Genomic DNA, 23,623 nt, shown 5'->3' on the forward strand with positions numbered 1-23,623 from the left:
CCACATTGCAGCACCCCGCAGGAAACTGCGCAATCGTGCCTGGCGGAGCACGCCGGAAGTCACACCATCCAGCGCGGCGCCAGGATCAGCGCCCAGCTCAGCACCGTCATCATCAGCAGCAGGAACACCGCGGCCGAACCCATGTCCTTGGCGCGGCCGGCCAGTTCGTGGAATTCCGGGCTGACCTTGTCGACCACCGCTTCCACCGCCGAATTGAGCAGCTCCGCGGAAAGCACCAGCACCGCCGGCAGCACCAGGGCGATCTTTTCCAGCGGGCCGTTGCCCAGCCACAGGCCCAGCGGCACCAGCACCACCGCCAGGCAGGCCTCCAGGCGGAACGAGGCCTCGTGCTGCCAGCCGGCGCGCAAGCCCTTCATCGACCACTTGAAGGCGTTCCAGATTTCTTTGGGTCCGCGGATGCCGCTGGCTGCCATAGCTGTAAGTCCGTGCTCATGGGCGTCCCGGGGCGGCGGGCTGCCGGCCGGGTGCTGCCACAAACGCGGCATGATGCCATAGCGCCCCGGCGCTTCGGGGGCGGCCGCTAGAATGGCGGTCATGAGACGTTCCCTCGCCCAGCAGCGCATCGGCCCCACCGCCCTCACCCGCACCCTGGCCTGGCTGCGCATCTGCGCCATCGCCGGGCAGAGCGTGGCGGTGCTGGTCTGCGCGTTGTGGATGAAGCTGGATATCCCGCTGCTGCCGCTGCTGGTGGGCATCGGCACGCTGGCGGTGTTCGCCGTCTATGCCGCCTGGCGGCTGTCGCAGCCCACGCCGCTGCGCGAATGGGAAACCATCCTGCACGTGGCCGCCGACACCCTGGTGCTGGGTTATCTGCTGTATTTCACCGGCGGCGCCAGCAATCCCTTCATCACCCTGCTGCTGGTGCCGATCGCGCTCACCGCGGCGACGCTGTCGGTGCGCGCGATCCTCGCGGTGGCGATCCTGGCCGGCGTGGCCTACGTGGTGCTGCTGGGCTGGTACGTGCCGCTGCCGATGCCGGAGCACGCGTTCGGGCCCAACGGCTTCAGCCTGCACGTGGCCGGCATGGGCGTGAACTTCGTGATTTCCGCCTTGCTGCTGGCCTTCTTCACCAACCGGCTGGCGCGCGCGGTGCGCCTGCAACAAGTGGAGATGCAGCGCGTGCGCGAACGCGCGCTGCGCGACGAGGGCATCCTGGCCATCGCCACCCAGGCCGCCGGCGCGGCGCACGAGCTCAACACGCCGCTGTCGACCATGCGCACCCTGCTGCCGGAACTGCGCCGCGAGCACGCCGCCGACACCGTGCTGGGCGAGGACCTGGCCCTGCTCGAAGGCCAGGTGGAGCGCTGCCGCACGATCCTGCGCGAGATGGTCGCCTTCGGTAAGGCGCAGCTGTCGCAGGTGCCCGAATGCACCACGCTGGACGGCTTCGTTCACGGTGCGCTGGAACGCTTCCAGCTGCTGCGCCCGGAAGCCGACCTGGAACTGCAGATGGACGACGACGCCGGCGAGATCGTGCTGCGCACGCCGCCGGGCCTGCGCCACGCGCTGCTGAACCTGCTCAACAACGCCTTCGAGGCGTCCGCGCTCAACCAGTCGCAGGCGGTGGACCTGATCGCCCACCGCGAAGGCGGCTGGCTGGAGTTCGTGGTGCGCGACCACGGCCCCGGCTTCACGCCCACCGGCGCGCCGGCGGTGGTGGGCCAGTCGCACAAACCCACCGGCCTGGGCATCGGCATCGCCCTGGCCGAAGCCACCGCCGAACGCCTGCACGGCGAGCTGACCGCCGCCAACACCCCCGACGGCGGCGCGGAAATGCGCCTGCGCCTGCCGCTGGCGGTGGTGGAAGCCAGGGACGGCTGACGGGACACTTCGCCGCGCCCCCGGCCCCGCCGGTCAGGCTTGCGCGACAATACGTGCGGCCAATCCCCCGGGAACCGCATTCATGACCGACCAGCAGCCCCTGCTCATCATCGACGACGACGCGACCTTCGCGCGCGTGCTGGCCCGGGCGCTGAGCTCGCGCGGCTTCGAGGTGCTCACCGCCGGCAACGCCGACGAGGCGCGCGCCCTCACCCGCCGCCATCATCCGCGCTACTGCGTGCTGGACCTGAAGCTGGGCGACGAAAACGGCCTGCGACTGATTCCAGAACTGCGCTCCCTGGTGCCGGAGATGCGCGTGCTGCTGCTCACCGGCTACGCCTCGATCGCCACCGCGGTGGAGGCGATCAAGCGCGGCGCCCACGACTACCTGGCCAAGCCGGTCGATGCCGACGCCGTGGTGCGCGCCCTGCTGGAAGGCGACGCCCCGAGCGCCGACGACGAACTGCTGGACGCCCCGGAAGCCCCGCTGGCCCTGCGCCGGCTGGAGTGGGAGCACATCCAGCGGGTGCTGACCGAGTGCGACGGCAATATCTCCGAGACGGCACGCCGGCTGGGCATGCACCGGCGCACCCTGCAGCGCAAGCTGAGCAAGCATCCGGTGCGGGAACGCCCGGACCAGGAATAAGCCGGGCGACAAACGGGTAAACGGAAACACGGCCTGCGACAACGCGTCGCCTTTTTCCTCACGGGAGCGCGGCTATCCTCGCAACCCTTGACCTGGGTCCAGGGTACGACTTTGAACCGACCGCTCCGCCTCCGCGTCCTCCCCCTGGCCCTGTTCGCCGCGCCTGCCTTCGCGCAGCAGGCCAGCACGCTGGAAGCCGTGCACGTGCACGCCAGCGACACCCAGGTGACCGAAACGCCCGGCGTGCAGGTGCGCGTCAGCCGCGAGCAGTTGCAGAAGCACAACGTCACCGACAGCTCCGACGCGCTGAAGTACGCGCCGAACCTGCAGGTGCGCAAGCGCTATATCGGCGACCCCAACGCGGTGATCAGCGGCCGCAACGCCGGCACCCTGCAGAGCGCGCGCAGCCTGGTCTATGCGGACGGCCTGCTGCTGTCCAACCTGATGACCAACGGCTACGACGGCGCGCCGCGCTGGGGCATGGTGGCGCCGGAGGAAATCGGCGCGGTCGACGTGCTGTACGGGCCTTATTCGGCGCTGTATCCCGGCAATTCGATGGGCACCACGGTGCTGATCCACACCCGCCTGCCGCAGACCTTCGTGGCCAGCGCCAGCGCCCAGGTGATGAGCCAGCATTTCACCGACCACTACGGCGCCGGCGGCCATTACAACGGCCGCAACTTCAACGCCACGCTCGGCAACAAGCAGGGCCGCTGGAGCTGGATGCTCGCGCTCAACAAGCTCGACAACGACGGCCAGCCGATGCAGTACGCCACCGCCACCGCGGGCGGCAATGCGGCGCGCGCGGTGCCGGTGCAGGGCGCCACGCTGGACCGCAACCCCAACGGTTCGCCGCGCCTGGTCTACGGCGCCAACACCATCGAGCACACCGAGCAGACGCAGGCGAAGCTGAAGGTCGGCGTGGATGTCACCGACAAGATCTCGGCGCTGTTCACCCTCGGCTACTGGCACAACCATGCGGACGACCGCACGCGCAGCCTGATCCGCGATCTCTCCGGCCAGCCGGTCTACAGCGGCGCGATCAGCGCCTATGGCCGCACCTGGAGCTTGCCCGCCAGCGGCCTGGCGCCTTCGGCCACGCGCGAGACGCATGCGCTGTACGGCGTGGAGTTGAACGGCCGCTTCGATAACGGCTGGCGCTGGACCGCGGTGGGCAGCAAGTACGACTTCGTGCGCTCGCAGACGCATACCGCCAGCCTCGCCCCGCCAGTCGGCCCGCTCGGCGGCCCGGGCACAGTGGCGGACCTCGGCGGCTCCGGCTGGGAAACCGCCGACCTGCGCAGTTCCGGCCCGCTGGGCGAACACCACACGCTGTACGCCGGCCTGCATGGCGACCGCTACGTGCTCGATTCGCGCGTGCGCCAGGCCAGCGACTGGCGCGGCGACGCCAACGGTGCGCAGACCAGCGCCTTCGGCGGCCGCACCCGCACTTACGCGGCGTATCTGCAGGACGTGTGGGGCTTCGCGCCGGCGTGGACGCTCACGCTCGGCGGCCGCTGGGAACAATGGCGCGCCTACGACGGCCTGCGCGCCAACGCCACAGCCACGCTGCGCTACGCCGAACGCCAGCGCACCGACTTCTCGCCCAAGGCGGCGCTGGCCTGGGACTTCGCGGACGACTGGCAGCTGCGCCTGGCCGGCGGCAAGGCGGTGCGCTACCCCACGGTGAACGAGTTGTTCCAGGGCAGCATCTCGGCCAACGCCATCGTCAACAGCAATCCGAACCTGCGGCCGGAGCGCGACTGGTCCACCGACCTGACCCTGCTGCGCACGCTGGCCAACGGCCACTGGCGCGTGTCGCTGTTCCAGGACCGCATCGCCGATTCGCTGTATTCGCAGACCGACATCACGGTCACGCCGACGGTCACCAATATCCAGAACGTGGACAAGGTACGCGTGCGCGGCATCGAGGGCGAGCTGGCGCTGAAAGACGTGTGGATCGCCGGACTGGATCTGCAGGCCAGCGTCGCGTTCAACAACGCCAAGACGCTGAGCGATCGCCAGTATCCGCTGGCCGACGGCAAGTGGTTCCCGCGCATCCCGAAGGTGCGCGCCACCTTCGTCGCCGATTACCGCATCACGCCCGAATGGGACGCCTCGCTGGCCATACGCCATTCCGGCCGCCAGTACGGCTCGCTCGACAACAGCGATTTCGTGAATACCTACGGCGCGGTCAGCCGCTTCACCGTGGCCGACGCCAGGCTGCGCTGGAAATTCGCGCCGCAATGGACGGCTTCGGCCGGCGTGGACAACCTCACCAACGAGCATTACTGGGTCTACCATCCCTATCCCGGCCGCACCTTCTTCGGCGAAGTGCGCTGGGACTACTGATACCGGAGCCGCGCCATGCGCCTAGCCCTCACCCTGTTGTTCGGCCTTGCCGCGAGCGCCGCCGCGGCGCATGACATGGCGGGCATGCCGATGCCCAAGGGGCCGGACCTGGGCGCCAGCGCAGCGCTCGACGGCAAGGGCCGGCTGTGGGTGGTGGATGCGGCGGACGGCCACGTGCGCCTGCGCCATTCGGACGATTTCGGCCGCACGCTGAGCGCGCCGGTGCCGGTCAACGCGCAGGCCGAGCCGATCTACGCGGAAGGCGAGAACCGGCCCAAGATCGCCTTCGGCGCCAAGGGCGAGCTGTATGTGAGCTGGTCGCAGCCGCGCGCCAGGCCGTGGACCGGCTTCGTGCGCTTCGCGCGTTCCACCGATAACGGCGAGCATTTCTCCGCACCGCTCACCGTGCATCACGACCGCGCCGAGATCACCCATCGCTTCGATGCGATGGCGGTGGACAGCAAGGGCCGCATCGTGATGGCGTGGATCGACAAGCGCGATCTGGAAGCCGCCACCGCCAAGGGCAAGCCGTACCAGGGCGCAGCGATCTACACCAGCGTTTCCAGCGACGGCGGCAACAGCTTCTCCGCCGAACGCAAGCTCGCCGACGAAACCTGCGAGTGCTGCCGCATCGCGTTGGCCAGCACGCCGCAGGGCGAGATCGCCGCGTTCTACCGCAGCATCTTCCGCGACAACATCCGCGACCATGCCTATGCGGTACTGCACGCGGATGGCCGTCCGCTCGAACCGCGGCGCGCGACCTTCGACGACTGGCATATCGCCGGCTGCCCGCATCACGGCCCGGGCCTGTCGATCGGCGCCGACGGCGTGCGCCATGCGGTGTGGTACGAGGCGAAGGACAAGCCGGCCATCCATTACGGCCAGCTCGATCCGGGCAAGGCGCCGGCGCATCTGCAGACCATCGCCACCGCCGGCGCCAGCCATGCCGACGTGGCGGCGAGCGGCAAGCAGGTGTGGGTGGTGTGGAACCAGGTCAATGCGCAGGGCTTCGCGCTGATGCTGCGCGAATCGCGCGACGGCGGCGCCAGCTTCGGCGAGGCGCGCGAGATCGCCAATCAAAAGGGCGCCGCCGCCGCACCGCAGCTGCTGCTGTGGCAGCACCGCGCGTTCGTCGCCTGGAATACCGCCGGCGGCTTCCGCGTGGTGCCGACGGAGGCGTTGTGATCCGGCGCGCGCTGCTCGCCCTGTGCCTGGCCTTGCCGTTCGCGGCGCAGGCCGGCGCACCGGTCGCCTTGACCGCGGAAGACGTGCCCGCCCTGCTGAAGCCGCCCGCTCATGGCGTGCGCGTGCTGGCGCTGTGGGGGCTGGATTGCGCGTATTGCGAATCGAATCTGCAGGCGTTGCAGAAGCTGCAGCGGGCGCATCCGCGCGAGATCGAACTGATCGCCGTCGCGACCGACAGCGTTGCCGAAAGCGCCGCGCTGGAACAGCGCCTGCACGCGGCCGGCGTCGATATGCTCCCCTCGCGCGCTTATGCCGATGCCACGCCCGAGCGCATCAACTACCTGATCGACCCGAACTGGGGCGGCGAGCTGCCGCGCACCTTGATCATCCGCGCGGACGGTTCGCGCAAGGGCATCAGCGGGCAGCTGACGCCGGAAAAGCTCGCCACGATTCCGTAGGTTGGGGTGAGCCGCAGGCGAACCCCAACATCGCCAGCGCCAAACGCCGCGTCTTGTTGGGGTTCGCCTGCGGCTCACCCCAACCTACGCCAGGCGGTGCGCTTTACTCCGCGCTGCTCTCCGATGCCGGCAGCGGATCGTGCGTGCCGTCATCCTCATCGCCATAAATGGCCACGTGCGGCTTCCCATCCTCGCCGATCCACCCGCGGAACATCCCGTCGGTATTGAACGGCATCGCCACATTCCCCTGGGCATCCAGCGCGATCGCGCCGCCATTGCCGCCCATCGAGGGAATCTCCTGGTTGATCACCTCGGCCGCCGCGCGCTTCAGCGGCACGCGCATCTGCGTCACGCGCATGCAGATCTCGTGCGCCGCCACCGTGCGGATATAGAACTCGCCCCAGCCGGTGCCCGACACCGCGCAGCCGTTGTTGGCATAGGTGCCCGCGCCGATCAGCGGCGAATCGCCGATGCGGCCCCAGCGCTTGTTGGTCATGCCGCCGGTGGAAGTGCCCGCGGCGAGGCGGCCCTGCGTATCCAGCGCTACCGCGCCGACCGTGCCGAAATGCCTGGCGGTTTCCATGTCCTCGTGCTGGCGATGCTCGGCGTCTTCCTTCAGCGCCTTCTGCAACTGCTGCCAGCGCTCCTCGGTGCGGAAGTACGAAGGATCGACCAGTTCCACGCCCACTTCTTTGGCGAAGGCCTCGGCGCCGTCGCCGGCGAGCATCACATGCGGGCTCTTGTCCATCACCGCGCGCGCCAGCAGGATCGGGTTCTTTACGCGGTGCACGCCGGCGATCGCGCCGGCCTTGAGGGTGAAGCCGTCCATCACCGCGGCATCGAGTTCGTTCTTGCCGTCGTGGGTGAACACGGCGCCCTTGCCGGCGTTGAAGTTGGGGTCGTTCTCCAGCACGGTGATCGCCGCCGTTACCGCATCCATCGCCGGCTTGCCGGCCTTGAGCTGGCCGTAGCCGTTCTGCAGGGCCTGGGCCAGCGCGGCGCGCACGGCCTTCTCGCGGGCGGGATTCATATCGCGCTTGATCACGCCGGCGCCGCCGTGGATGACCAGCACCGGGGTCGTGGCATGGCTCATGGCGGACGCTCCCAGCAGCGCGAAGGCGGCAAGCAGGCAAGGCAACTTCACGGTCGTTCTCCCCGAATGGTCGAGGCGAGTATAGCCAGCGGAATGGCCGTACTCAGCCGAATGTGCCCTGTCCGCTGGCATGTCGCGGCAGCCGCCGCAAGCGTCCTGGACCTTGGTACAGCATGAGCCGGCGCCGATCCGTCGTATCCTTGGCAGCTGGCTCTCCCTGCTAGAAGGCATCGCAATGGACAAGGTTTATGCAAGCGCGGCGCAGGCCCTGGACGGTCTGCTGTTCGACGACATGACCATCGCCGCCGGCGGCTTCGGCCTGTGCGGCATCCCCGAGAACCTGATCGCCGCCCTGCTCGCCAAGGGCACCAAGGGGCTGACCATCGTCGGCAACAACGCGGGCGTGGACGATTTCGGCATGGGTCCGCTGCTGAAGACCCGCCAGGTCAAGCGCGTGTATGCCTCGTACGTGGGCGAGAACAAGGAATTCGAGCGCCAGGTGCTGGCCGGCGAACTGGAACTGCACCTGGTGCCGCAGGGCACCCTGGCCGAGAAGCTGCGCGCCGGCGGCGCCGGCATTCCCGGCTTCTACACGCGCACCGCGTTCGGCACCAAGCTGGCCGAAGGCAAGGAAACCAAGATCTTCGACGGCAAGGAATACGTGCTGGAAGAAGCCATCCACGCCGACCTTTCCATCGTCAAGGCGTGGAAGGGCGACCGCCTGGGCAACCTGGTGTTCCGCAAGACCGCGCGCAACTTCAATCCGATGATCGCCACCTGCGGCAAGATCTGCGTGGCCGAGGTGGAAGAGCTGGTCGAAGTCGGCATGCTGGAGCCGGACCAGATCCACGTGCCGGGCATCTACGTCGACCGCATCATCCAGGGCCCCTCGTACGAGAAGCGCATCGAGTTCCGCACCGTCGCCGGCGCCAACACCGGCAAGGAAAGCCCGCTGCGCACCGCCATGGCGCAGCGCGCGGCGAAGGAACTGCGCGACGGCTTCTACGTGAACCTGGGCATCGGCATTCCAACCCTCGTCGCCAACTTCATTCCGGAAGGCATCGACGTCACCCTGCAGTCGGAGAACGGCCTGCTCGGCATCGGCCCGTTCCCGGACGACGCGCACGTCGACCCCGACCTGATCAACGCCGGCAAGCAGACCATCACCACCCTGCCCGGCTCGAGCTTCTTCTCCAGCGCCGAATCGTTCGCGATGATCCGCGGCGGCCATATCGACCTGTCGATCCTGGGCGGCCTGGAAGTCTCCTGCACCGGCGACCTGGCCAACTGGATGGTGCCGGGCAAGATGGTCAAGGGCCCCGGCGGCGCCATGGACCTGGTCAGCGGCGTCAAGCGCGTGGTGGTGCTGATGGAGCACACCGCGAAGGACGGCACGCCGAAGATCAAGAACGAATGCGATCTGCCGCTCACTGGCAAGCAGGTGGTGGACCTGATCATCACCGACCTGTGCGTGTTCGAAGTGGAGAAAGGCAAGGGCCTGACCCTGATCGAACTGCAGGAAGGCGTGACGGTGGAAGAGGTGAAGGCGAAGACGGGCTGCGATTTCGCGGTGGCGTCGACCTTGGGCTGATGCTCCGCCGGCGTAGGTTGGGGTGAGCCGCAGGCGAACCCCAACGATACGCAACGCACCGATATACCGATGTCGGGGTTCGCCTGCGGCTCACCCCAACCTACGCGGCGCTCGCCGGCAGCGGCTGCGGAAAGCGGATGCGCGCCACGTGCTGGTTGCCGTCGCGCGTCTGCAGTTCCAGCGGCCAGGCGAAGCGCTCGCTGATGCGCTGCGCGATGGCCAGTTCGAAACCGTGGCGGTCCACGCCATCCGGCCCCATCTCCACGCGGTTGGTCACCGTCACCGCGCCGGGATGCACGGTGATCACGATGGTGCCTTCCTCCGCCTGCTGGCAGGCATTGCGGATCAGCTGCCAGCACAGCACGGCGAATACCCGCGGCGAACCGTGCAGGGCGAAGCGCGCGGGCTCGTCCAGGCGCAGCGTCACCGGGCGGCCTTCCAGCAGTTCGCGCACGTCGCGCAGTTCGCGTTCCAGCACGTCGTTGACCACGAAGTCTTCTTCGGTCAGGCCCTTGTCGGACTCGCGCGCCAGGATCAGCAGGGCTTCCACCAGCGCTTCCATCTCGCGCGTGGCGCGCTTGATGCGCTGCACGGAGCGCTGGCCGAACTCGCCCAGGGTGGGTTCGTCCGCCAGCATGTCGGCCGACATCTTGATCACCGTGAGCGGGCTGCGCAGCTCGTGGCTGGCGTCGCGGGTGAAGTTGCGCTCGCGCTGGTTGTAGCCGGCGATGCGGTGGGCGAAGCCGTACAGGCCTTCGGCCAGCGCCGCCACGTCCGCATCCGCGCGGCTGGGCAATTCGCCCGGCGTCCATTCGCCGATATCGGCCTTGCGCTCGTCCCAGCTGCTCACCGCCTTGGCCAGCCGCCGCACCTGGCGCCACTGGCGCCGCGCGATCAGCCAGCCCAGCGCGCCGAGCACCACGATCAGGCCCAGCACCGCCAGCGCCGGCAGAACCTGGGTCACGCCCAGCACGCACAGTGCGGCCACCGCCACCGTCTGCAGGCCGAAAAGCCAGGCCATGCGGCGATGGAAGGCGCCGCGGCGGGAGCCTTCCGTCGCTGGTGGTGAAAACGATGCGGCCATCGGGTTACTTCAGGAAGGCCACCTGGTTCTTGGACGAATGCCCTTCCGCATCCAGCGGCGAACGCGGCAGGTCCAGGCCGGACTTCGAGCCCGGGGTTTCCGCATCCAGGTCGGCCAGGCGATAGCCGGCGGAATGGATGGTGTGCAGCAGCGCGCGGTCGAAGGGTTTGTCGATCACCCGGCGCAGGTTGTACAGGTGCGAGCGCAGCGTGTCCGAATCGGGCAGCGTGTCGCCCCAGATCTCGCGCTCGATGTCGCGGCGGCTCACCACGCGCGGCGATTCGCGCATCAGGATCGCCAGCAGCTTCAGGCCGATCGGCGAGACGGTCAGTTCCTTGCCCGCGCGGGTCAGGCGCAGCGTGGCGGTGTCCAGCGTCATGTCGCCGACGGTGAGCACTTCGGTGGAAACCTGGCGGCGGTCGCGGCGGATCAGGGCGCGCAGGCGCGCTTCCAGTTCGCGCACTTCGAAGGGCTTGACCAGGTAATCGTCGGCGCCGGATTCCAGGCCGACCAGCTTGTCCTCGAGGGTGTCGCGCGCGGTCAGCATCAGCACCGGCGTCGACTTCTTCGCTTCCTTGCGCAGCTTGCGGCACACCTCCAGGCCATCCATGCCCGGCAGCATCAGATCCAGCACCACCACGTCGTAGCTGTTGGTCACCGCCAGATGCAGGGCGCTGACGCCGTCGGAGGCGTAGTCGACCGAGTAGCCACGGCGCTCCAGGAATTCGCCGACCATTTCGGCGATCTGCCGGTTGTCCTCTACCAACAGGATCAGACCAGATTGTTCGTCGCGAGAACTCATCCTTTACCTCCTAGCACTTCACATTGGTGAAAGCTAACTTCGCGGCCGGTGAGTAGGGTGTGAAACGTTTTCGTATTCGTTCAGCGAATGACGCAAAAAGGCTACAGGTTCACTTTTTGGGACTTCCCTGCAGCAGCGGATGCAAGGCTTTCCAGACGTTGTCCAGCACCTTCGGCTCGCCGGCGGCGGTGGGATGCAGGCCGTCATCCTGCATCAGCGACGGATCGAGGGCCACGCCTTCGAGCAGGAAAGGCACCAGGGCGGTGTGCTTGTCCCGGGCCAGGTCCGCATAGATCGCACGCAGCCCGTCGCGGTACTGCGGCCCATAGTTCACCGGCAGCTCGATGCCCAGCAGCAGTACGCGGGCGCCGGACTTCTGCGCCGCGTCGACCATCGCCGCCAGGTTTTCCCGCAGCGCCGGCAGCGGCAGGCCGCGCAGGCCGTCGTTGGCGCCCAGTTCCAGCACCACCACGCCCGGGTGGTATTTCTCCAGCAGGGCCGGCAGGCGGTTGCGGCCGCTGAGCGAGGTTTCGCCGCTGATGCTGGCATTGATCGCCGTCCAGCCCGGCTCCATGTCGCCCAGACGTACTTCCAGCAGATGCACCCAGCCCTGGGCCGCCGCAATGTTGTGCGCGGCGGAGAGCGAATCGCCCAGGACCAGCACCGTACCGGGCTTGTCTGCCGCCATTGCGGCGCCCGCGCAGCCCAGCCACAGCAGCACCAGCCAAAGGATCCGACGCATGAGCGAAATTTCCCGTCCGCTTCTCGAAGCCCGCGATGTTAGCAAGTCGGTGCGCGGCCCCGAGGGGCAGCTGGACATCCTGCGCGGGGTCAGCCTGCAGGTGCGCGGCGGCGAGAGCTTCGCCATCGTCGGCGCCTCCGGCTCCGGCAAGACCACCCTGCTGGGCCTGCTGGCCGGCCTGGACGTGCCCAGCAGCGGCCACGTCGGCCTGGACGGCAACGCGCTGGAAAGCCTGGACGAGGAAGCCCGCGCCGACCTGCGCCGGCGCCTGGTCGGCTTCGTGTTCCAGTCGTTCCACCTGCTGCCGGCGCTGACCGCCGAGGAAAACGTGATGCTGCCGCTGGAGCTGGAAGGCCGCGACGACGCCCGCCCGCGCGCCCGCGAGGCGCTGGAAGCCGTCGGCCTGTCGGCGCGCCGCCGGCATTACCCGGCGCAGCTCTCCGGCGGCGAGCAGCAGCGCGTGGCGATCGCGCGCGCCTTCGTGCACGGCCCGCGCCTGCTGTTCGCCGACGAACCCACCGGCAACCTGGACCAGCGCACCGGCCACCACGTCAGCGACCTGCTGTTCGCGCTCAACCGCGACCACCGCACCACCCTGGTGCTGGTCACCCACGACCCGCTGCTGGCCGAACGCTGCCAGCGCCGGGTGGAACTGCACGAAGGCCGGGTGATCGCCCGCGGCCCGGCGGAGCTCACCGCATGAGGCTGCTGCGCCTGGCCCTGCGCAGCCTGGTGCGCGAATGGCATCTGCCGGAACTGCGCACGCTGGCCGCTTCGCTCACCCTGGCAGTGGTGGCGCTGGGCGTGGTGGCCACCCTGGCCACGCGCATCGAGCGCGGCATGCTGGCCAATGCGGCCGAGCTGATCGGCGGCGACCTGGGCATCGGCTCGCCGCAGCACCTGCCGGACACCTACGCCGCGCAGGCCCGCGACGAGGGCCTGTCGATCACCCAGGGCGCCGGCTTCCCCAGCGTGGCCTTCGCCCACGAACAAAGCCAATTGCTCGATGTGCAGGCCGCCGACGCGGCCTACCCGCTGCGCGGCCAGCTGGAACTGCGCGCCGCCCGCGGCGACTACATCGGCCATGGGCCGGCGCAGGGCGAGGTGTACCTGGACCACCGCGCCCTGGTCGCGCTCAGCCTGAAGCCCGGCGACAGCGTGCAGGTCGGCGGACGCGACCTGCGCATCGCCGCCGAACTGCTGCGCCAGCCCGACGGCGGCGAGCTGTTCGCGCTGGCTCCGCGCGCCATCATGAATCTGGCCGATGCCGAACAGGCCGGCCTGCTCGGCGCCGGCAGCCGCGCGCGGCATCGCCTGCTGGTGGCCGGCGAACCCTCCCAGGTGGCGCGCTGGCGCAGCTGGGCGCAGGCGCAGAAGCTGCCGCAGGGCGCCGAGCTGATCACCCCGGAGCAGACCCAGGAACGCATGCGCAGCGCGTTCGACCGCGCCAGCGCCTTCCTGCGCCTGACCGCCTTGCTCTCGGCCCTGCTGGCCGGCGTGGCGATCGCGCTGGCCGCGCAGCGCTATGCGCGGCGCAAGACCACTGAAGTCGCCCTGCTGCGCGCCCTGGGCACGCCGCGCCGGCGCGTGCTCGGCCTGCTGCTGGGCACGCTGGGCGCGCTGGCGGTGCCGGCTTCGCTGCTGGGCGTGGCGCTGGCGCTGGGCATCGCGCAGGCGGCGTGGTCGTTCGCCAGCACGCTGTTCACCAGCGTGCCGGTGGAACTGCCGCTGGGTCCGGCCTTCGCCGCCGCGGCGATGGGCGTGGCGGTGCTGGCCGGCTTCGCCCTGCCGCCGCTGGCGCGGCTGGCCGAAGTGCCGCCGGTGGCGGTGTTCCGCGAGAGCATGGCGCGCCGCGTGCGCCGCTTCGACGCGCTGTATTTCATCCCCGTGCTGGTGGCGCTGGCGCTGATCTGGAGCCAGAGCGGCTCGGCGCGCATGGCCGGCATCCTCGCCGCCAGCCTGGCCGGCGTGGCCGCGGTGGCCGCGCTGCTGGCGGCGGCGCTGCTGTGGTTCGCGCGGCGCGTCGCGCCCGGCGCGCATCCGGCCCTGCGCCTGGGCCTGGCCGCGCTGGCGCGCCGCCGCGGCATGAGCCTGCTGCAGGCCACGGCGCTGAGCCTGGGCCTGGTCGCGCTGCTGCTGCTGGCGATCGTGGCGCCCGCGCTGCTGGAAGGCTGGCGCCGCGAGCTGCCGTCCGACACGCCGAACTGGTTCGTACTGAACCTGCAGGACGACCAGCGCCCTGGCTTCGAGCAGGCGCTGGGCAAGCTCGGCGCGCAGCAGCTCAACATGCTGCCGCTGGCGGTGGGCAAGCTCACCGCCATCAACGGCCGCCCGATCGACCAGCTGAAATTCCAGGACGAGCGCGCCAAGGACTGGAGCGACCGCCAGCTGCGCCTGTCGTGGACCGACGAGCTGCCGCCTTCCAACCGCGTGGTGGCCGGCGCGTGGAACGGCCCCAGTCCCGCGGTGGCCGAAGTCTCCGTCGACACCATGTGGCGTGACATGTTCGGCCTGAAGATCGGCGACACCATGAGCTTCAACGTCGGCGAAGGCACGGTGCAGGCGCGCGTGGCCAGCGTGCGGCAGGTGGACTGGAGTTCGTTCCGCGTGAACTTCTTCCTGCTGCTCGACCCCGCGCACGCGAAGGAGCTGCCGCACACCTGGATCGCCAGCTTCTACGTGCCGCGCGGCAACACGGAAGCGATGGCCCGGCTGTCGCGTGATTTCGGCAACCTCAGCCTGATCGACGTGGACGCCCTGCTCGACCGCGTGCGCGACATCGTCGACCGCGTGAGCCACGCGGTGCGCTGGGTGCTGGCCTTCAGCCTGCTGGCCGGCGCGCTGGTGCTGGCCGCGGCCCTGGCCGCCAGCGCGGCGGAGCGGCGCCACGAAGCGGCGCTGCTGCGCACCCTGGGCGCGCGCCGCGGACAGCTGCGCGCGGCGGCGGCCTGCGAGTTCGCCCTGCTCGGCCTGGTCGCCGGCCTCACCGCGGCGTTCGGCGCCGCCGGCGCTGGCTGGTGGATGGGGCGCGCGGTGTTCCGCATCGAAGGCTTCGTGCCGCCGCTGGGGCCGCTGCTGCTGGCGGCGCTGGCCGCCGCCATCGCGGTGATGCTGCTGGGGCTGGCCGGCACGCGCAAAGTCACGCGTACCTCGCCGATGCAGCTGTTGCGGGAGTCGTGACGGCGCATGACGTAGGTTGGGGTGAGCCGCAGGCGAACCCCAACATGCGATGCGTCCCAGCGTGGCCATGTTGGGGTTCGCCTTTGGCTCACCCCAACCTACGGTGAGCGCTGGCGGCTAAGATCGCAGGGTCCACATCAGGGCCTTCCCATGTACACGCTCTACTACTCCCCCGGCACCGCCAGCATGGTCGTGCATCTGGCCCTGCTGGAAATCGGCGCGCCGTACCATCTGGAGCTGGTCGATTTCGAGCGCGACGCGCAGCACTCGCCCGAATACCTCAAGCTCAATCCCGGCGGCACCGTACCGGCGCTGACCATCGACGGCACCGTGCGCTTCGAATCCGGCGCGCTGCTGCTGATGCTGGCCGAGCGCCACCCGGAAGCGAACCTGATCCCGCCCGCCGGCACGCCCGAGCGCGAGGCCTGGCAGCAGTGGGTGGTGTATCTGAGCAATACGCTGATGTCGGCCTACCGGCTGTGGTTCTACCCGCACGAGCTGGGCTACGACGAACACCCGGCGGCGATCCGCGCGGCGATCCAGCGGCGCATCGAAAGCGTGTGGGACCGCCTCGACGCGCAGCTCGCGGCGCACGGGCCATATCTGCTCGGCGAGCAGTTCAGCGGCGCCGACCTGATGCTGACCATGCTGCTTCGCTGGTCGCGCAACATGCCGCGGCCGGCCACCGGATGGCCCGCGCTCAAGCGCCTGGCCGACCTGGTGCGCGCGCGTCCGAGCTGGAAAAAACTCTACGAGCTGGAAGGCCTCACCGAATGGCAGTAAGCGCCGGCAAAACCTGGCGCCAGCGCCTCAAGGACGAATGGCTGCTCGTCGCCTTCACCCTGCTGGCGCTGCTGCTGGCGCTGGCCGATCCGCAGCCGTGGAGCAAGTACGAACGCTGGCTGCAGCTGCCCACCATCGCCGGCCTGCTGGGTTTGATGATTGCGATTCAGGGCATCCGCGACAGCGGCCTGGTGCAGCACCTGGCCGGCCTGCTGGTGGCGCGCATGCATTCGCAGCGTGCACTGGGCCTGCTGCTGGTGAGCATCACCGCGCTGCTGTCGATGGTGCTGACCAACGACGTGAGCCTGTTCCTGATCGTGCCGCTCACGGTGGCGGCCGGCGGCATCTCCAACCTGCCGGTGCTGCGGCTGGTGATCCTGGAAGCGCTGGCGGTCAACGCGGGCTCCACGCTCAGCCCGATCGGCAATCCGCAGAACCTGCTGGTATGGCAATACCTGCGCCTGCCCTTTATGCAGTTCGTCGGCAGCATGCTGCCGGCCGCGGCCACCATGTTCGCCCTGGTGGCGCTGCTGGCCTGGTGCTGGCTGCCGCGCGAAAAGGTGGAACTGCACGCCGAGCAGGTCGACGGCCATGCCGTGTCCGCCACGCAGGCGGGGCTGTCGATCGTGGCGCTGGCGATGATGGTGCTGATGATGGAGCACGGCCACGCCACCATCGGCGCCTTGTTGCTGCTGATTCCGTTCGCGCTGCTGGACTGGCGCCTGCTGCTGCGCATCGACTGGCTGCTGCTGGCCACCTTCGCCGCGATCTTCCTGGGCCTGGGCCATTTCGCCGCGCTGCCCTGGGTGGGGCAGCTGATGAGTGCGGTGGACTTGAACCAGCCGCTGCATCTCTACGCCAGCGGCATCCTCGCTTCGCAGCTGATCAGCAACGTGCCCGCCACGGTGCTGCTGCTGGAACGCGCACCGGATGCCATGGCGCTGGCGGTGGCGGCGAACGTGGGCGGCTTCGGCGTGGCGATCGGTTCGCTGGCGAACCTGATCGCCTTGCGCCTGGCGAAACAGCCGCAGGGGCTGCGGCTGTTCCATCGGGTGTCGATCCCGTTTCTGCTGGTGTGCGCGCCGCTGGTTTACCTCGCGGCGCGCTGGTTCAGCTGACGCGCTGTTTCAGCTGACGCGCTGGTTCAGCTGATCAGTCGTCGCCGCGATCGCGCGGCACGTTGACCTTGCCGCGCACGCCCGAGTAGTTCACGTCGCCGCTGCCCTTGGCGCCCAGCGAGAGATCGCCACCCACGTTGCGCGCGGTGAGGTCGCCGGAGCCGATCGTGTCCACGCGCACACTGCCGCCGACGTTGTTCACCGACACGTCGCCGGAGCCGATGCTGCCCACGCGCACGTCGCCCTTGATGTCCTCGCCCTTGAAGTCGCCCGAACCCACGGCGCCCAGCTCGATGCTGCCGACGTGGCTGGCATCCAGGTCGCCCGAGCCGATGCTGGCGCTGAGCGGGCCGTCCAGATCCTTCACGTGCAGGTCGCCCGAACCGACGTGGGCGTCGAGCCGCTTCATCCCTTCGACCCAGGCGTCGCCGGAACCGCCGTTCAAGGTGACCGGGATGGCCGGCGGCAGCTTCAGGTTGACCTCGAGGTTCGAGTAGCTGTGGCCGATGCTCCAATGCGTGTGCTCGCGACCCAGCTCCACGATCAGCACGTCGCCCTGGCGGCGCTGGCTGACCACCAGGTCGTCCAGCAGCTCCTGGCTGGACGCGCAGGCGCGGCCGGTGAGTTCGCCGCCGCGCGCGCCGCTGTCGCCGCGCAGGTGCAGGTCGTGGCTGCGCAGGTCGATCTGCACCGAGCGCACGCCGCCCAGATCGAGCTGGAGATTGCGCGGGGCCTGGAATTTGCAGTCGTCGGCCTGCGCGGCGAGCGGCAGCAGCAGGAGGCAGGCTAGGAAGAGGTGACGCATGGGGTGGCTCCTTGATGGACGTTCGGCCTTCTGATGCGGCCGCCGGCCAAAAGGTTGCAAGGGCGCCCCGGCGGGTCAACCGCCAGTTGGCATGGGCGTTCTGCCAGCGCAATAACAACGAAAACGCAAGAACCGCTGTTTGCCCAGCGAGATGGAACTTGAGGCGCGAGGACCCCAGAACCTCGCGCCTCTTTATTTTGCGGACCCGGCCGCCCGGTCGTAGGTTGGGGTGAGCCGCAGGCGAACCCCAACACCGGCACCTTCATACGCCTCGCCACGTTGGGGTTCGCCTGCGGCTCACCCCAACCTACGCGGTGCTTTCGCCAGCCTTTACGCGTTGCCAAAGCGCCTCTTGCGCATCCAGGTCACGCCCCGCCAGCGGCACGCCGTCGTCGCGCGCGAGATCTTCCATGGCGCGGAAGCGCCGCTCGAACTTCGCGTTCGCATGCCGCAGCGCCTGCGAGAAATCGACATCCGCATGCCGCGCCAGATTCACCAGCACGAAAGCCACGTCGCCGATTTCATCCTGCAGGCGCGCATTGTCCGCGCCGGCGGCAAATTCCGCCCGCACTTCCTCGAGCTCTTCGGCCAGCTTGTCCAGCACCGGCTGCTCGTCCGGCCAGTCGAAGCCGACCTTGGCCGCGCGCTGCTGCAGCTTCAGCGCGCGCTTCCATTCCGGCAGGCCGCGCGACACGCCGGCCAGCGCGCTGTCGTCATGCGACTCGCCCTTGGCCGCGCGCTCCCCGGCCTTGATCGCCTCCCACGCGTCCTTCTGCGCTTCGACGTCTTCATAGCTCACGTCGCCGAACACGTGCGGATGGCGGCGGATCATCTTGTCGCTGATCGCATGCGCCACGTCGGCGAAATCGAACAGCCCCTGCTCCTGCGCCATGCGCGCATGGAACACCACCTGCAGCAGCAGATCGCCGAGCTCGTCGCGCAAGTCGTGCCAGTCCTTGCGGTCGATCGCGTCGGCCACTTCGTAGGCCTCTTCGATGGTGTACGGCGCGATGGTGGCGAAGTCCTGCTGCACGTCCCACGGACAGCCGGTCTGCGGGTCGCGCAGGCGGGCCATGATGGCGAGCAGGTCGTCGAGGCTGTGGCGCTTGGCTGTGTTCATGCGGTCAGACGTCCGCCGCGCGCAGGCGCGCGGTCCAGTCGATGGCCGTGTCGCCCACGGCGAGGAATTCGGGATTGAGCAGGGAATCCTTGCGGTTGTAGCGCAGCGGCTGGCCGGCCAGGTCCAGCACCGCGCCGCCGGCCGCCTCCAGCACGCATTGCGCGGCGGCGGTGTCCCACTCGCTGGTGGCGCCGCGGCGCAGATAGACGTCCGCCGTGCCGCGCGCGAGCAGGCAGAATTTCAGCGAGGAACCCATCGGCGTTTCCACGAAATCGGCGCCGAGCAGTTCGCGCAGCAGGGGGGCGCCGTGGCCGCCGTGCGAGCGGCTGCCGGCCACCACGGGCGGCTCGGTGATGGCGCGCGTGGCGATGGATGTCCAGGCGGCGTCCGCGCTTTCCTGCCGCCACGCGCCGCCGCCTTGTTCGGCGGCGTAAAGATCGCCGGTCACCGGCGCCAGCACCACGCCGAGCACCGGCTGGTGCCCGTCGATGAGCGCGATGTTCACGGTGAACTCGCCGTTGCGCTTGACGAACTCGCGCGTGCCGTCGAGCGGATCGACCAGCCAGTAGCGCGGCCAGCGCTGGCGTTCGCTCCACGGCGCGATGCGCGATTCCTCGGACAGCACCGGCAGTTTTTCTTCCAGCGCGTCGAGCCCGGCCACGATCACGCGCTGCGCGGCGAGGTCCGCATCCGTTACCGGCGAGTGATCGGCCTTGCGCTGGACTTCGAACTCCTGCGCGTACACGGCGAGGATCGCCGCCGCCGCATCGCGCGCGATCGCCGCGACCTGCCGCAGCAGCGGGGAAACCAGCTCGCTCATGCGGGCTTGAACCGGCCGGCGAGATACTCGCGGGCCATGAACAACGCGGCGATGGAGCGGCCTTCGGTAACGTCGTCGCGCACGATCAGCTCGTGCAGGTTGGACAGCTTCCACGGCACCACTTCGAGCTCTTCCGGCTCGTCGCCTTGCAGGCGCTCCGGATAGAGATCCTGCGCCAGCACCACGTGCGCCATATGCGTCATGTACGAAGGCGACAGCGACAGGTTGTGCAGGATCTTCAGCTTGCGCGCGCCGAAGCCGATTTCTTCCTTCAGCTCGCGGTCGGCGCCCTGCTCCACCGTCTCGTCCTGGTCCAGGCGGCCCTTGGGCAGGCTCAATTCGTAGCGGCCGACGCCGGCGCCGTATTCGCGTACCAGCAGCACGGTGTCGTCGTCCTGCATCGGCACGATGATGACCGCGCCCAGGCCGCTGCCTTTCAGGCGCTCGTAGGTGCGGCGCTCGCCGTTGGAGAATTCGAGGTCCAGCTGTTCGACGCGCAGGAAATGGCTGTCGTGGACGTCGCGGGTGGCATGGATGATGGGTGGCTTGGGCATCGTTCGATTCTAGCGCTCTAAGGTTGCACGGAACCGCGCCAGCACCGGCGCATGCAGGGCCGGCGTGCCGGCCAGCACGCTGCGCGTATCCAGCGTGAGCGGCTGGCCGTCCAGGTCGGTGAACACGCCGCCGGCCTCGCGCACGATCGCGGCCAGTGCGGCCACGTCCAGGATGTTCACGTCCGACTCGATCACCAGATCCAGCCCGCCGCGCGCCAGCAGGTGGTAGTGGCAGAAATCGCCGTAGCCGCGGATGCGGTTGCTGTCGCGGATCAGCGCGCCGAGCTCCGTCCAGCGCGCATCCAGCGTCAGCGTCTTGATGTTGCCGGTGGAGATCGAAGCCTGCGCGATGCTGTCGGTGGCGGCCACCTGCACGCGCTCGGGTCCCTCCTCACCCTGGAACCAGGCGCCATGGCCGGCGCTGGCCCACAGCGTTTCGCCGTAGATCGGCGCGCTGGACACGCCCAGCACCAGTTCGCCGCGGTATATCAGCGCGATCTGGGTGGAGAAGAACGGCGTGCGCCGCACGAAGCTCTTGGTGCCGTCCAGCGGGTCGACCAGCCACAGCAGCTCGCGCGCGCTGTCGTCCAGGCCGAATTCCTCGCCGTAGATCGCCGCTTCCGGCAGCGCCGCCTGCAGCACCTTGCGGATGGCCAGTTCCGCTTCGCGGTCGGCGATGGTGACCGGAGTGGCGTCGCTCTTGATCTCCACGTCCACGCCGCGCCGCCAGTAGTGGCGGATCACTTCCGCCGCCGCTTCCGCCGCTTCGCGCGCCGCGGACAGGGCCCGCGCCAGATCGGGTGCAGTCATTGTTTCCCCTTGCCCATGATGGCGGCCAGGCCGCCGCTGCGTTGCAGATGCATGCTGCCGTCGGCCGCGAGGCGGCCGAAACCGGAAAGCCAGTCGCGCAATGCCGGATCCGGCTCGCGCGGTCTGGCCTTGATGTCGTATTTCCAGCCCAGCGGACTCAGCGCCAGATGGCCGGTCAGCTGCAGCGGGCCGTTGCCGTCGTCTTCCAGCGTGGCGTTGACCACGCCGGCCGTGCCGCTGGCGCGCAGCTGGAGATTGCCGAAGACGAGCTCGCGCTGCGCGCCCTGCAGGCGCGCGCCGGTCCACTGCGCGGCGGCGTCCAGCTCCACCGGCCAGCGGCCTTGCAGCACGATGCGGGCGTTGTCGATGCTGAGGCGGCCATCGAGCCGGGCGGCCTGCGGCGCCAGGCGGGCGGACAGCGCAGCGAGGTCGCCGTCCAGCTGCACCTGGCTCCATTCCTCGCGCTTGCCTTCGAGCTGGCGCAGCTGGCCGCTGAGATGGCCCCACGGACCGCGGAAGGCGACGCCCAGCCGGGTCTCGCCCAGCAAGGCACGGCGCGACAGCTGCCAGTCGAACTGGCCGAGGTCGCCGCCGCTCGGGGCCAGCACGCGCTCGGCATGGCCGTCCCACAAGGTGCCGCTCAGCCCTTCCAGGCGCAGGCCGTGCAAGCGCGCCTCCAGCTGCGGCCGCACCCAGCTTGCCGGCAGGTACGCCACCAGCCAGGCCAGGGCACACAGCAGCAACAGGAACAACAGAACGGTGCGCAACCGGATCAACAAATCTGACTCCAGGGGGAGCTCCAACGGACAGGCGGGCTTGAGGCAGCCGGCGCCGAACCCCGATCATACCCGGATGAGCCCGAACGAAAGCCGCAACCAGACCCTCGCCGCGCGCGACCTCCGCCATCTCTGGCACCCCTGCACCCAGATGCACGACCACGCCGGCGCCGTGCCGCTGCTGCCCATCGTCCGCGGCGAAGGGCCGTGGCTGGTGGATGCGGACGGGCGGCGCTATCTGGATGGCATCAGCTCGTGGTGGACCAACCTGTTCGGGCATGCGAACCCGCGCATCGGCGCGGCGCTGAAGGAACAGCTGGATACGCTGGAGCACGTGATTTTCGCCGGATTCACGCATGAGCCGGCGATTCAACTGGCGGAACGGCTGGCGGCGATCACACCCGCCGGATTGGAGCGGGTGTTTCTGGCCGATAACGGTTCGGCGGCGATCGAAGTCGCGCTGAAAATGAGTTTCCATTATTGGCTGAATCAGGGCCGCGGGCAGAAAACGCGGTTTATCGCGCTGAGCGGGAGTTATCACGGCGAGACGCTGGGGGCTTTATCGGTCAGCGACGTGGCGCTTTATCGCAAGACGTATGCGCCGCTGCTGCTGACGCCGATCCTGGCGCCGTCGCCGGATGCGTACGAAGCGGAAGCCGGGGAAAGCGCGGAAGCTTATGCGGCGCGGCGGCTCGGCGATCTGCGGGTGTTGCTGGAACGGCATGCGCATGAAACCTGCGCGGTGATCGTGGAGCCGCTGGTGCAATGCGCCGGCGGCATGCGGATGTATCACCCGTCGTATCTCAGCGGGCTGCGTGCGCTGTGCGATGAGTTCGGCGTGCATTTCATCGCGGATGAAATCGCGGTGGGGTTCGGGCGTACCGGTACTTTGTTCGCGTGCGAGCAGGCCGGTGTGTCACCGGATTTCATGTGCTTGTCGAAAGGGCTTACCGGCGGCTTTCTGCCGCTGTCGGCCGTGCTCACCACGGAGCCGGTGTACGAGGCGTTCTACGCCGAATACAACGCCGGCAAGGCGTTCCTGCATTCGCACAGCTATACCGGCAATCCGCTGGCCTGCCGCGCGGCCTTGGCGACGCTGGATATTTTCCGCGACGAACCGGTGCTGGAGCGCAACCGGGTGCTGGCGGCGCATCTGGCGCGCCGGCTGGCGCCGCTGCGTGAGCACGCGCATGTGGCCGACGTGCGGCAGACCGGGATGATTGCGGCGGTGGAGCTGGTGCGGGACAAGGCAACGCGTGCGCCCTATCCGCCGGAGGAACGGCGCGGCCTTGGCGTATATCTGCATGGGCTGGAACATGGCGCGCTGCTGCGGCCGCTGGGCAACGTCGTCTACTTCATGCCGCCTTATGTGGTGAGCACGGACGAGCTGGATCACCTGGTCGACGTGGCCATCGCCGGCATCGAGCGCGCCATCGCCCAGCCTTAGTGCCCGCCCACGCCCGGATCGAGCTTCCGCAGCGCCGGCCCAAGCTTCTGTTCGCCCGTGCGGTCGATATCCTGCTTGTTGTAAGTCCGGCCCGGCGCGGGAATGCACTGGCCCTGCTTCGGCGGGATATGGCTGCCGGTCTGGCGCAGGCAGTTGTGATCGATACCTACCTGCTGGCCGCCATGGGCGCTGCTCGCCGGTGGCGGATACGGCATGGTTTCCAGACCCTCGATGCGCCGGGTGCGGGCATCCTGGGCGGGCGCCTTGGCGTCCTGCGCCGAGGCTGAACTTGCCAGCATGGCCAGCAAGGCGACGATAAGCAGGGGGGACTTGGACATGATTCGGCCCTCAGGAAGCCGTGGGTTCAACGATGCTGCGCCTGCCGGACGCCATCGGCAACCGCCTGGAGCCGGAG

Annotated in this window: 22 protein-coding genes and 1 pseudogene; 11 read left to right on the plus strand and 12 right to left on the minus strand. The window is 69.1% G+C overall.

Annotated features, from left to right (window positions below; translation table 11 throughout):
• Positions 1-59: 59 nt before the first annotated feature.
• Positions 60-434: a diacylglycerol kinase gene (locus FHW84_RS01010; RefSeq protein ID WP_167252727.1), complete on the minus strand. Its 375-nt coding sequence runs from the start codon at positions 432-434 to the stop codon at positions 60-62.
• 121 nt (positions 435-555) lie between these two features.
• On the opposite strand from FHW84_RS01010, the gene FHW84_RS01015 reads away from it, so the two are divergent.
• From FHW84_RS01015 to FHW84_RS01035, 5 genes are all read left to right on the plus strand, one after another.
• The gene (locus FHW84_RS01015; protein WP_167252262.1) at positions 556-1,842 is read left to right on the plus strand and encodes an ATP-binding protein; all 1,287 of its coding nucleotides are present in this window, start codon (positions 556-558) and stop codon (positions 1,840-1,842) included.
• 82 nt (positions 1,843-1,924) lie between these two features.
• Positions 1,925-2,488, plus strand: coding sequence for a response regulator transcription factor (locus FHW84_RS01020; protein ID WP_167252263.1), 564 nt, complete (start codon positions 1,925-1,927; stop codon positions 2,486-2,488).
• 111 nt (positions 2,489-2,599) lie between these two features.
• The gene (locus FHW84_RS01025) at positions 2,600-4,840 is read left to right on the plus strand and encodes a TonB-dependent receptor (protein WP_167252264.1); all 2,241 of its coding nucleotides are present in this window, start codon (positions 2,600-2,602) and stop codon (positions 4,838-4,840) included.
• Positions 4,841-4,855: 15 nt separating this feature from the next.
• Complete coding sequence (locus FHW84_RS01030) at positions 4,856-6,025, plus strand: sialidase family protein (protein WP_167252265.1); 1,170 nt, start codon at positions 4,856-4,858, stop codon at positions 6,023-6,025.
• Positions 6,022-6,483 carry a hypothetical protein gene (locus FHW84_RS01035; RefSeq protein WP_343203547.1) on the plus strand — a complete coding sequence of 154 codons (462 nt, stop codon included), beginning with the start codon at positions 6,022-6,024 and terminating at the stop codon, positions 6,481-6,483. Before FHW84_RS01030 ends, FHW84_RS01035 begins: the two co-directional genes overlap by 4 nt.
• Before the next feature lie 103 nt (positions 6,484-6,586).
• On the opposite strand, the gene FHW84_RS01040 is transcribed toward FHW84_RS01035, so the two are convergent.
• A complete protein-coding gene (locus tag FHW84_RS01040; RefSeq protein WP_167252266.1) occupies positions 6,587-7,576 on the minus strand; it encodes an isoaspartyl peptidase/L-asparaginase in 990 nt (329 codons plus the stop codon).
• A 235-nt stretch (positions 7,577-7,811) separates the two neighbouring features.
• Between FHW84_RS01040 and FHW84_RS23435 the strand changes: the two genes are divergently transcribed.
• Positions 7,812-9,167 carry a 3-oxoacid CoA-transferase gene (locus tag FHW84_RS23435; protein ID WP_167252267.1) on the plus strand — a complete coding sequence of 452 codons (1,356 nt, stop codon included), beginning with the start codon at positions 7,812-7,814 and terminating at the stop codon, positions 9,165-9,167.
• Positions 9,168-9,267: 100 nt separating this feature from the next.
• Here the strand turns inward: FHW84_RS23435 and FHW84_RS01050 are convergent, their stop codons facing one another.
• The 3 genes and pseudogenes from FHW84_RS01050 to FHW84_RS01060 all read right to left on the minus strand — a co-directional run bounded on the left by FHW84_RS01050 (position 9,268) and on the right by FHW84_RS01060 (position 11,795).
• Complete coding sequence (locus tag FHW84_RS01050; protein WP_243867802.1) at positions 9,268-10,188, minus strand: HAMP domain-containing sensor histidine kinase; 921 nt, start codon at positions 10,186-10,188, stop codon at positions 9,268-9,270.
• 166 nt (positions 10,189-10,354) lie between these two features.
• Positions 10,355-11,053, minus strand: a pseudogene (locus FHW84_RS01055) (response regulator transcription factor); the annotation flags it as partial.
• Positions 11,054-11,162: 109 nt separating this feature from the next.
• Positions 11,163-11,795 (minus strand): arylesterase, encoded by a 633-nt coding sequence (locus tag FHW84_RS01060; protein ID WP_167252269.1) that lies wholly within the window; start codon positions 11,793-11,795, stop codon positions 11,163-11,165.
• Here FHW84_RS01060 and FHW84_RS01065 point away from each other — a divergent pair.
• The 4 genes from FHW84_RS01065 (at position 11,794) to FHW84_RS01080 (ending at position 16,876) form a co-directional block, all read left to right on the plus strand.
• On the plus strand, positions 11,794-12,498 hold the full coding sequence (locus tag FHW84_RS01065) for an ATP-binding cassette domain-containing protein (protein ID WP_167252270.1): 705 nt from the start codon (positions 11,794-11,796) through the stop codon (positions 12,496-12,498). The genes FHW84_RS01060 and FHW84_RS01065 overlap by 2 nt on opposite strands.
• Positions 12,495-14,975, plus strand: coding sequence for an FtsX-like permease family protein (locus FHW84_RS01070; RefSeq protein WP_167252271.1), 2,481 nt, complete (start codon positions 12,495-12,497; stop codon positions 14,973-14,975). The genes FHW84_RS01065 and FHW84_RS01070 overlap by 4 nt, the downstream gene beginning before the upstream one ends.
• Before the next feature lie 150 nt (positions 14,976-15,125).
• Positions 15,126-15,758, plus strand: coding sequence for a glutathione S-transferase family protein (locus tag FHW84_RS01075; protein WP_167252272.1), 633 nt, complete (start codon positions 15,126-15,128; stop codon positions 15,756-15,758).
• Positions 15,749-16,876 (plus strand): SLC13 family permease, encoded by a 1,128-nt coding sequence (locus FHW84_RS01080; RefSeq protein ID WP_167252273.1) that lies wholly within the window; start codon positions 15,749-15,751, stop codon positions 16,874-16,876. Before FHW84_RS01075 ends, FHW84_RS01080 begins: the two co-directional genes overlap by 10 nt.
• Positions 16,877-16,910: 34 nt before the next feature.
• Here FHW84_RS01080 and FHW84_RS01085 read toward each other — a convergent pair whose 3' ends face one another.
• The 6 genes from FHW84_RS01085 to FHW84_RS01110 form a co-directional block, all read right to left on the minus strand.
• Positions 16,911-17,681, minus strand: a complete 771-nt coding sequence (locus tag FHW84_RS01085) for a DUF4097 family beta strand repeat-containing protein (protein WP_167252274.1) — start codon at positions 17,679-17,681, stop codon at positions 16,911-16,913.
• Between the two features lie 307 nt (positions 17,682-17,988).
• The gene (mazG, locus tag FHW84_RS01090) at positions 17,989-18,801 is read right to left on the minus strand and encodes a nucleoside triphosphate pyrophosphohydrolase (protein ID WP_167252275.1); all 813 of its coding nucleotides are present in this window, start codon (positions 18,799-18,801) and stop codon (positions 17,989-17,991) included.
• Positions 18,802-18,805: 4 nt separating this feature from the next.
• Positions 18,806-19,621: a 3'(2'),5'-bisphosphate nucleotidase CysQ gene (gene cysQ / locus FHW84_RS01095; RefSeq protein WP_167252276.1), complete on the minus strand. Its 816-nt coding sequence runs from the start codon at positions 19,619-19,621 to the stop codon at positions 18,806-18,808.
• Complete coding sequence (nudE, locus tag FHW84_RS01100; protein ID WP_167252277.1) at positions 19,618-20,175, minus strand: ADP compounds hydrolase NudE; 558 nt, start codon at positions 20,173-20,175, stop codon at positions 19,618-19,620. The genes cysQ and nudE overlap by 4 nt, the downstream gene beginning before the upstream one ends.
• A gap of 9 nt (positions 20,176-20,184) precedes the next feature.
• Positions 20,185-20,985, minus strand: coding sequence for an inositol monophosphatase family protein (locus FHW84_RS01105; protein ID WP_167252278.1), 801 nt, complete (start codon positions 20,983-20,985; stop codon positions 20,185-20,187).
• Positions 20,982-21,764: a type II secretion system protein N gene (locus tag FHW84_RS01110; RefSeq protein WP_167252279.1), complete on the minus strand. Its 783-nt coding sequence runs from the start codon at positions 21,762-21,764 to the stop codon at positions 20,982-20,984. Before FHW84_RS01110 ends, FHW84_RS01105 begins: the two co-directional genes overlap by 4 nt.
• A 73-nt stretch (positions 21,765-21,837) precedes the next feature.
• On the opposite strand from FHW84_RS01110, the gene FHW84_RS01115 reads away from it, so the two are divergent.
• Positions 21,838-23,208: an adenosylmethionine--8-amino-7-oxononanoate transaminase gene (locus FHW84_RS01115; protein WP_167252280.1), complete on the plus strand. Its 1,371-nt coding sequence runs from the start codon at positions 21,838-21,840 to the stop codon at positions 23,206-23,208.
• On the opposite strand, the gene FHW84_RS23140 is transcribed toward FHW84_RS01115, so the two are convergent.
• Complete coding sequence (locus FHW84_RS23140; RefSeq protein ID WP_243867805.1) at positions 23,205-23,546, minus strand: hypothetical protein; 342 nt, start codon at positions 23,544-23,546, stop codon at positions 23,205-23,207. The genes FHW84_RS01115 and FHW84_RS23140 overlap by 4 nt on opposite strands.
• Positions 23,547-23,623: the final 77 nt, after the last annotated feature.

It is taken from the genome of Dyella sp. SG562 (genome assembly GCF_011759495.1).
GTDB classification, from domain to species: Bacteria; Pseudomonadota; Gammaproteobacteria; order Xanthomonadales; family Rhodanobacteraceae; genus Dyella_D; species Dyella_D marensis.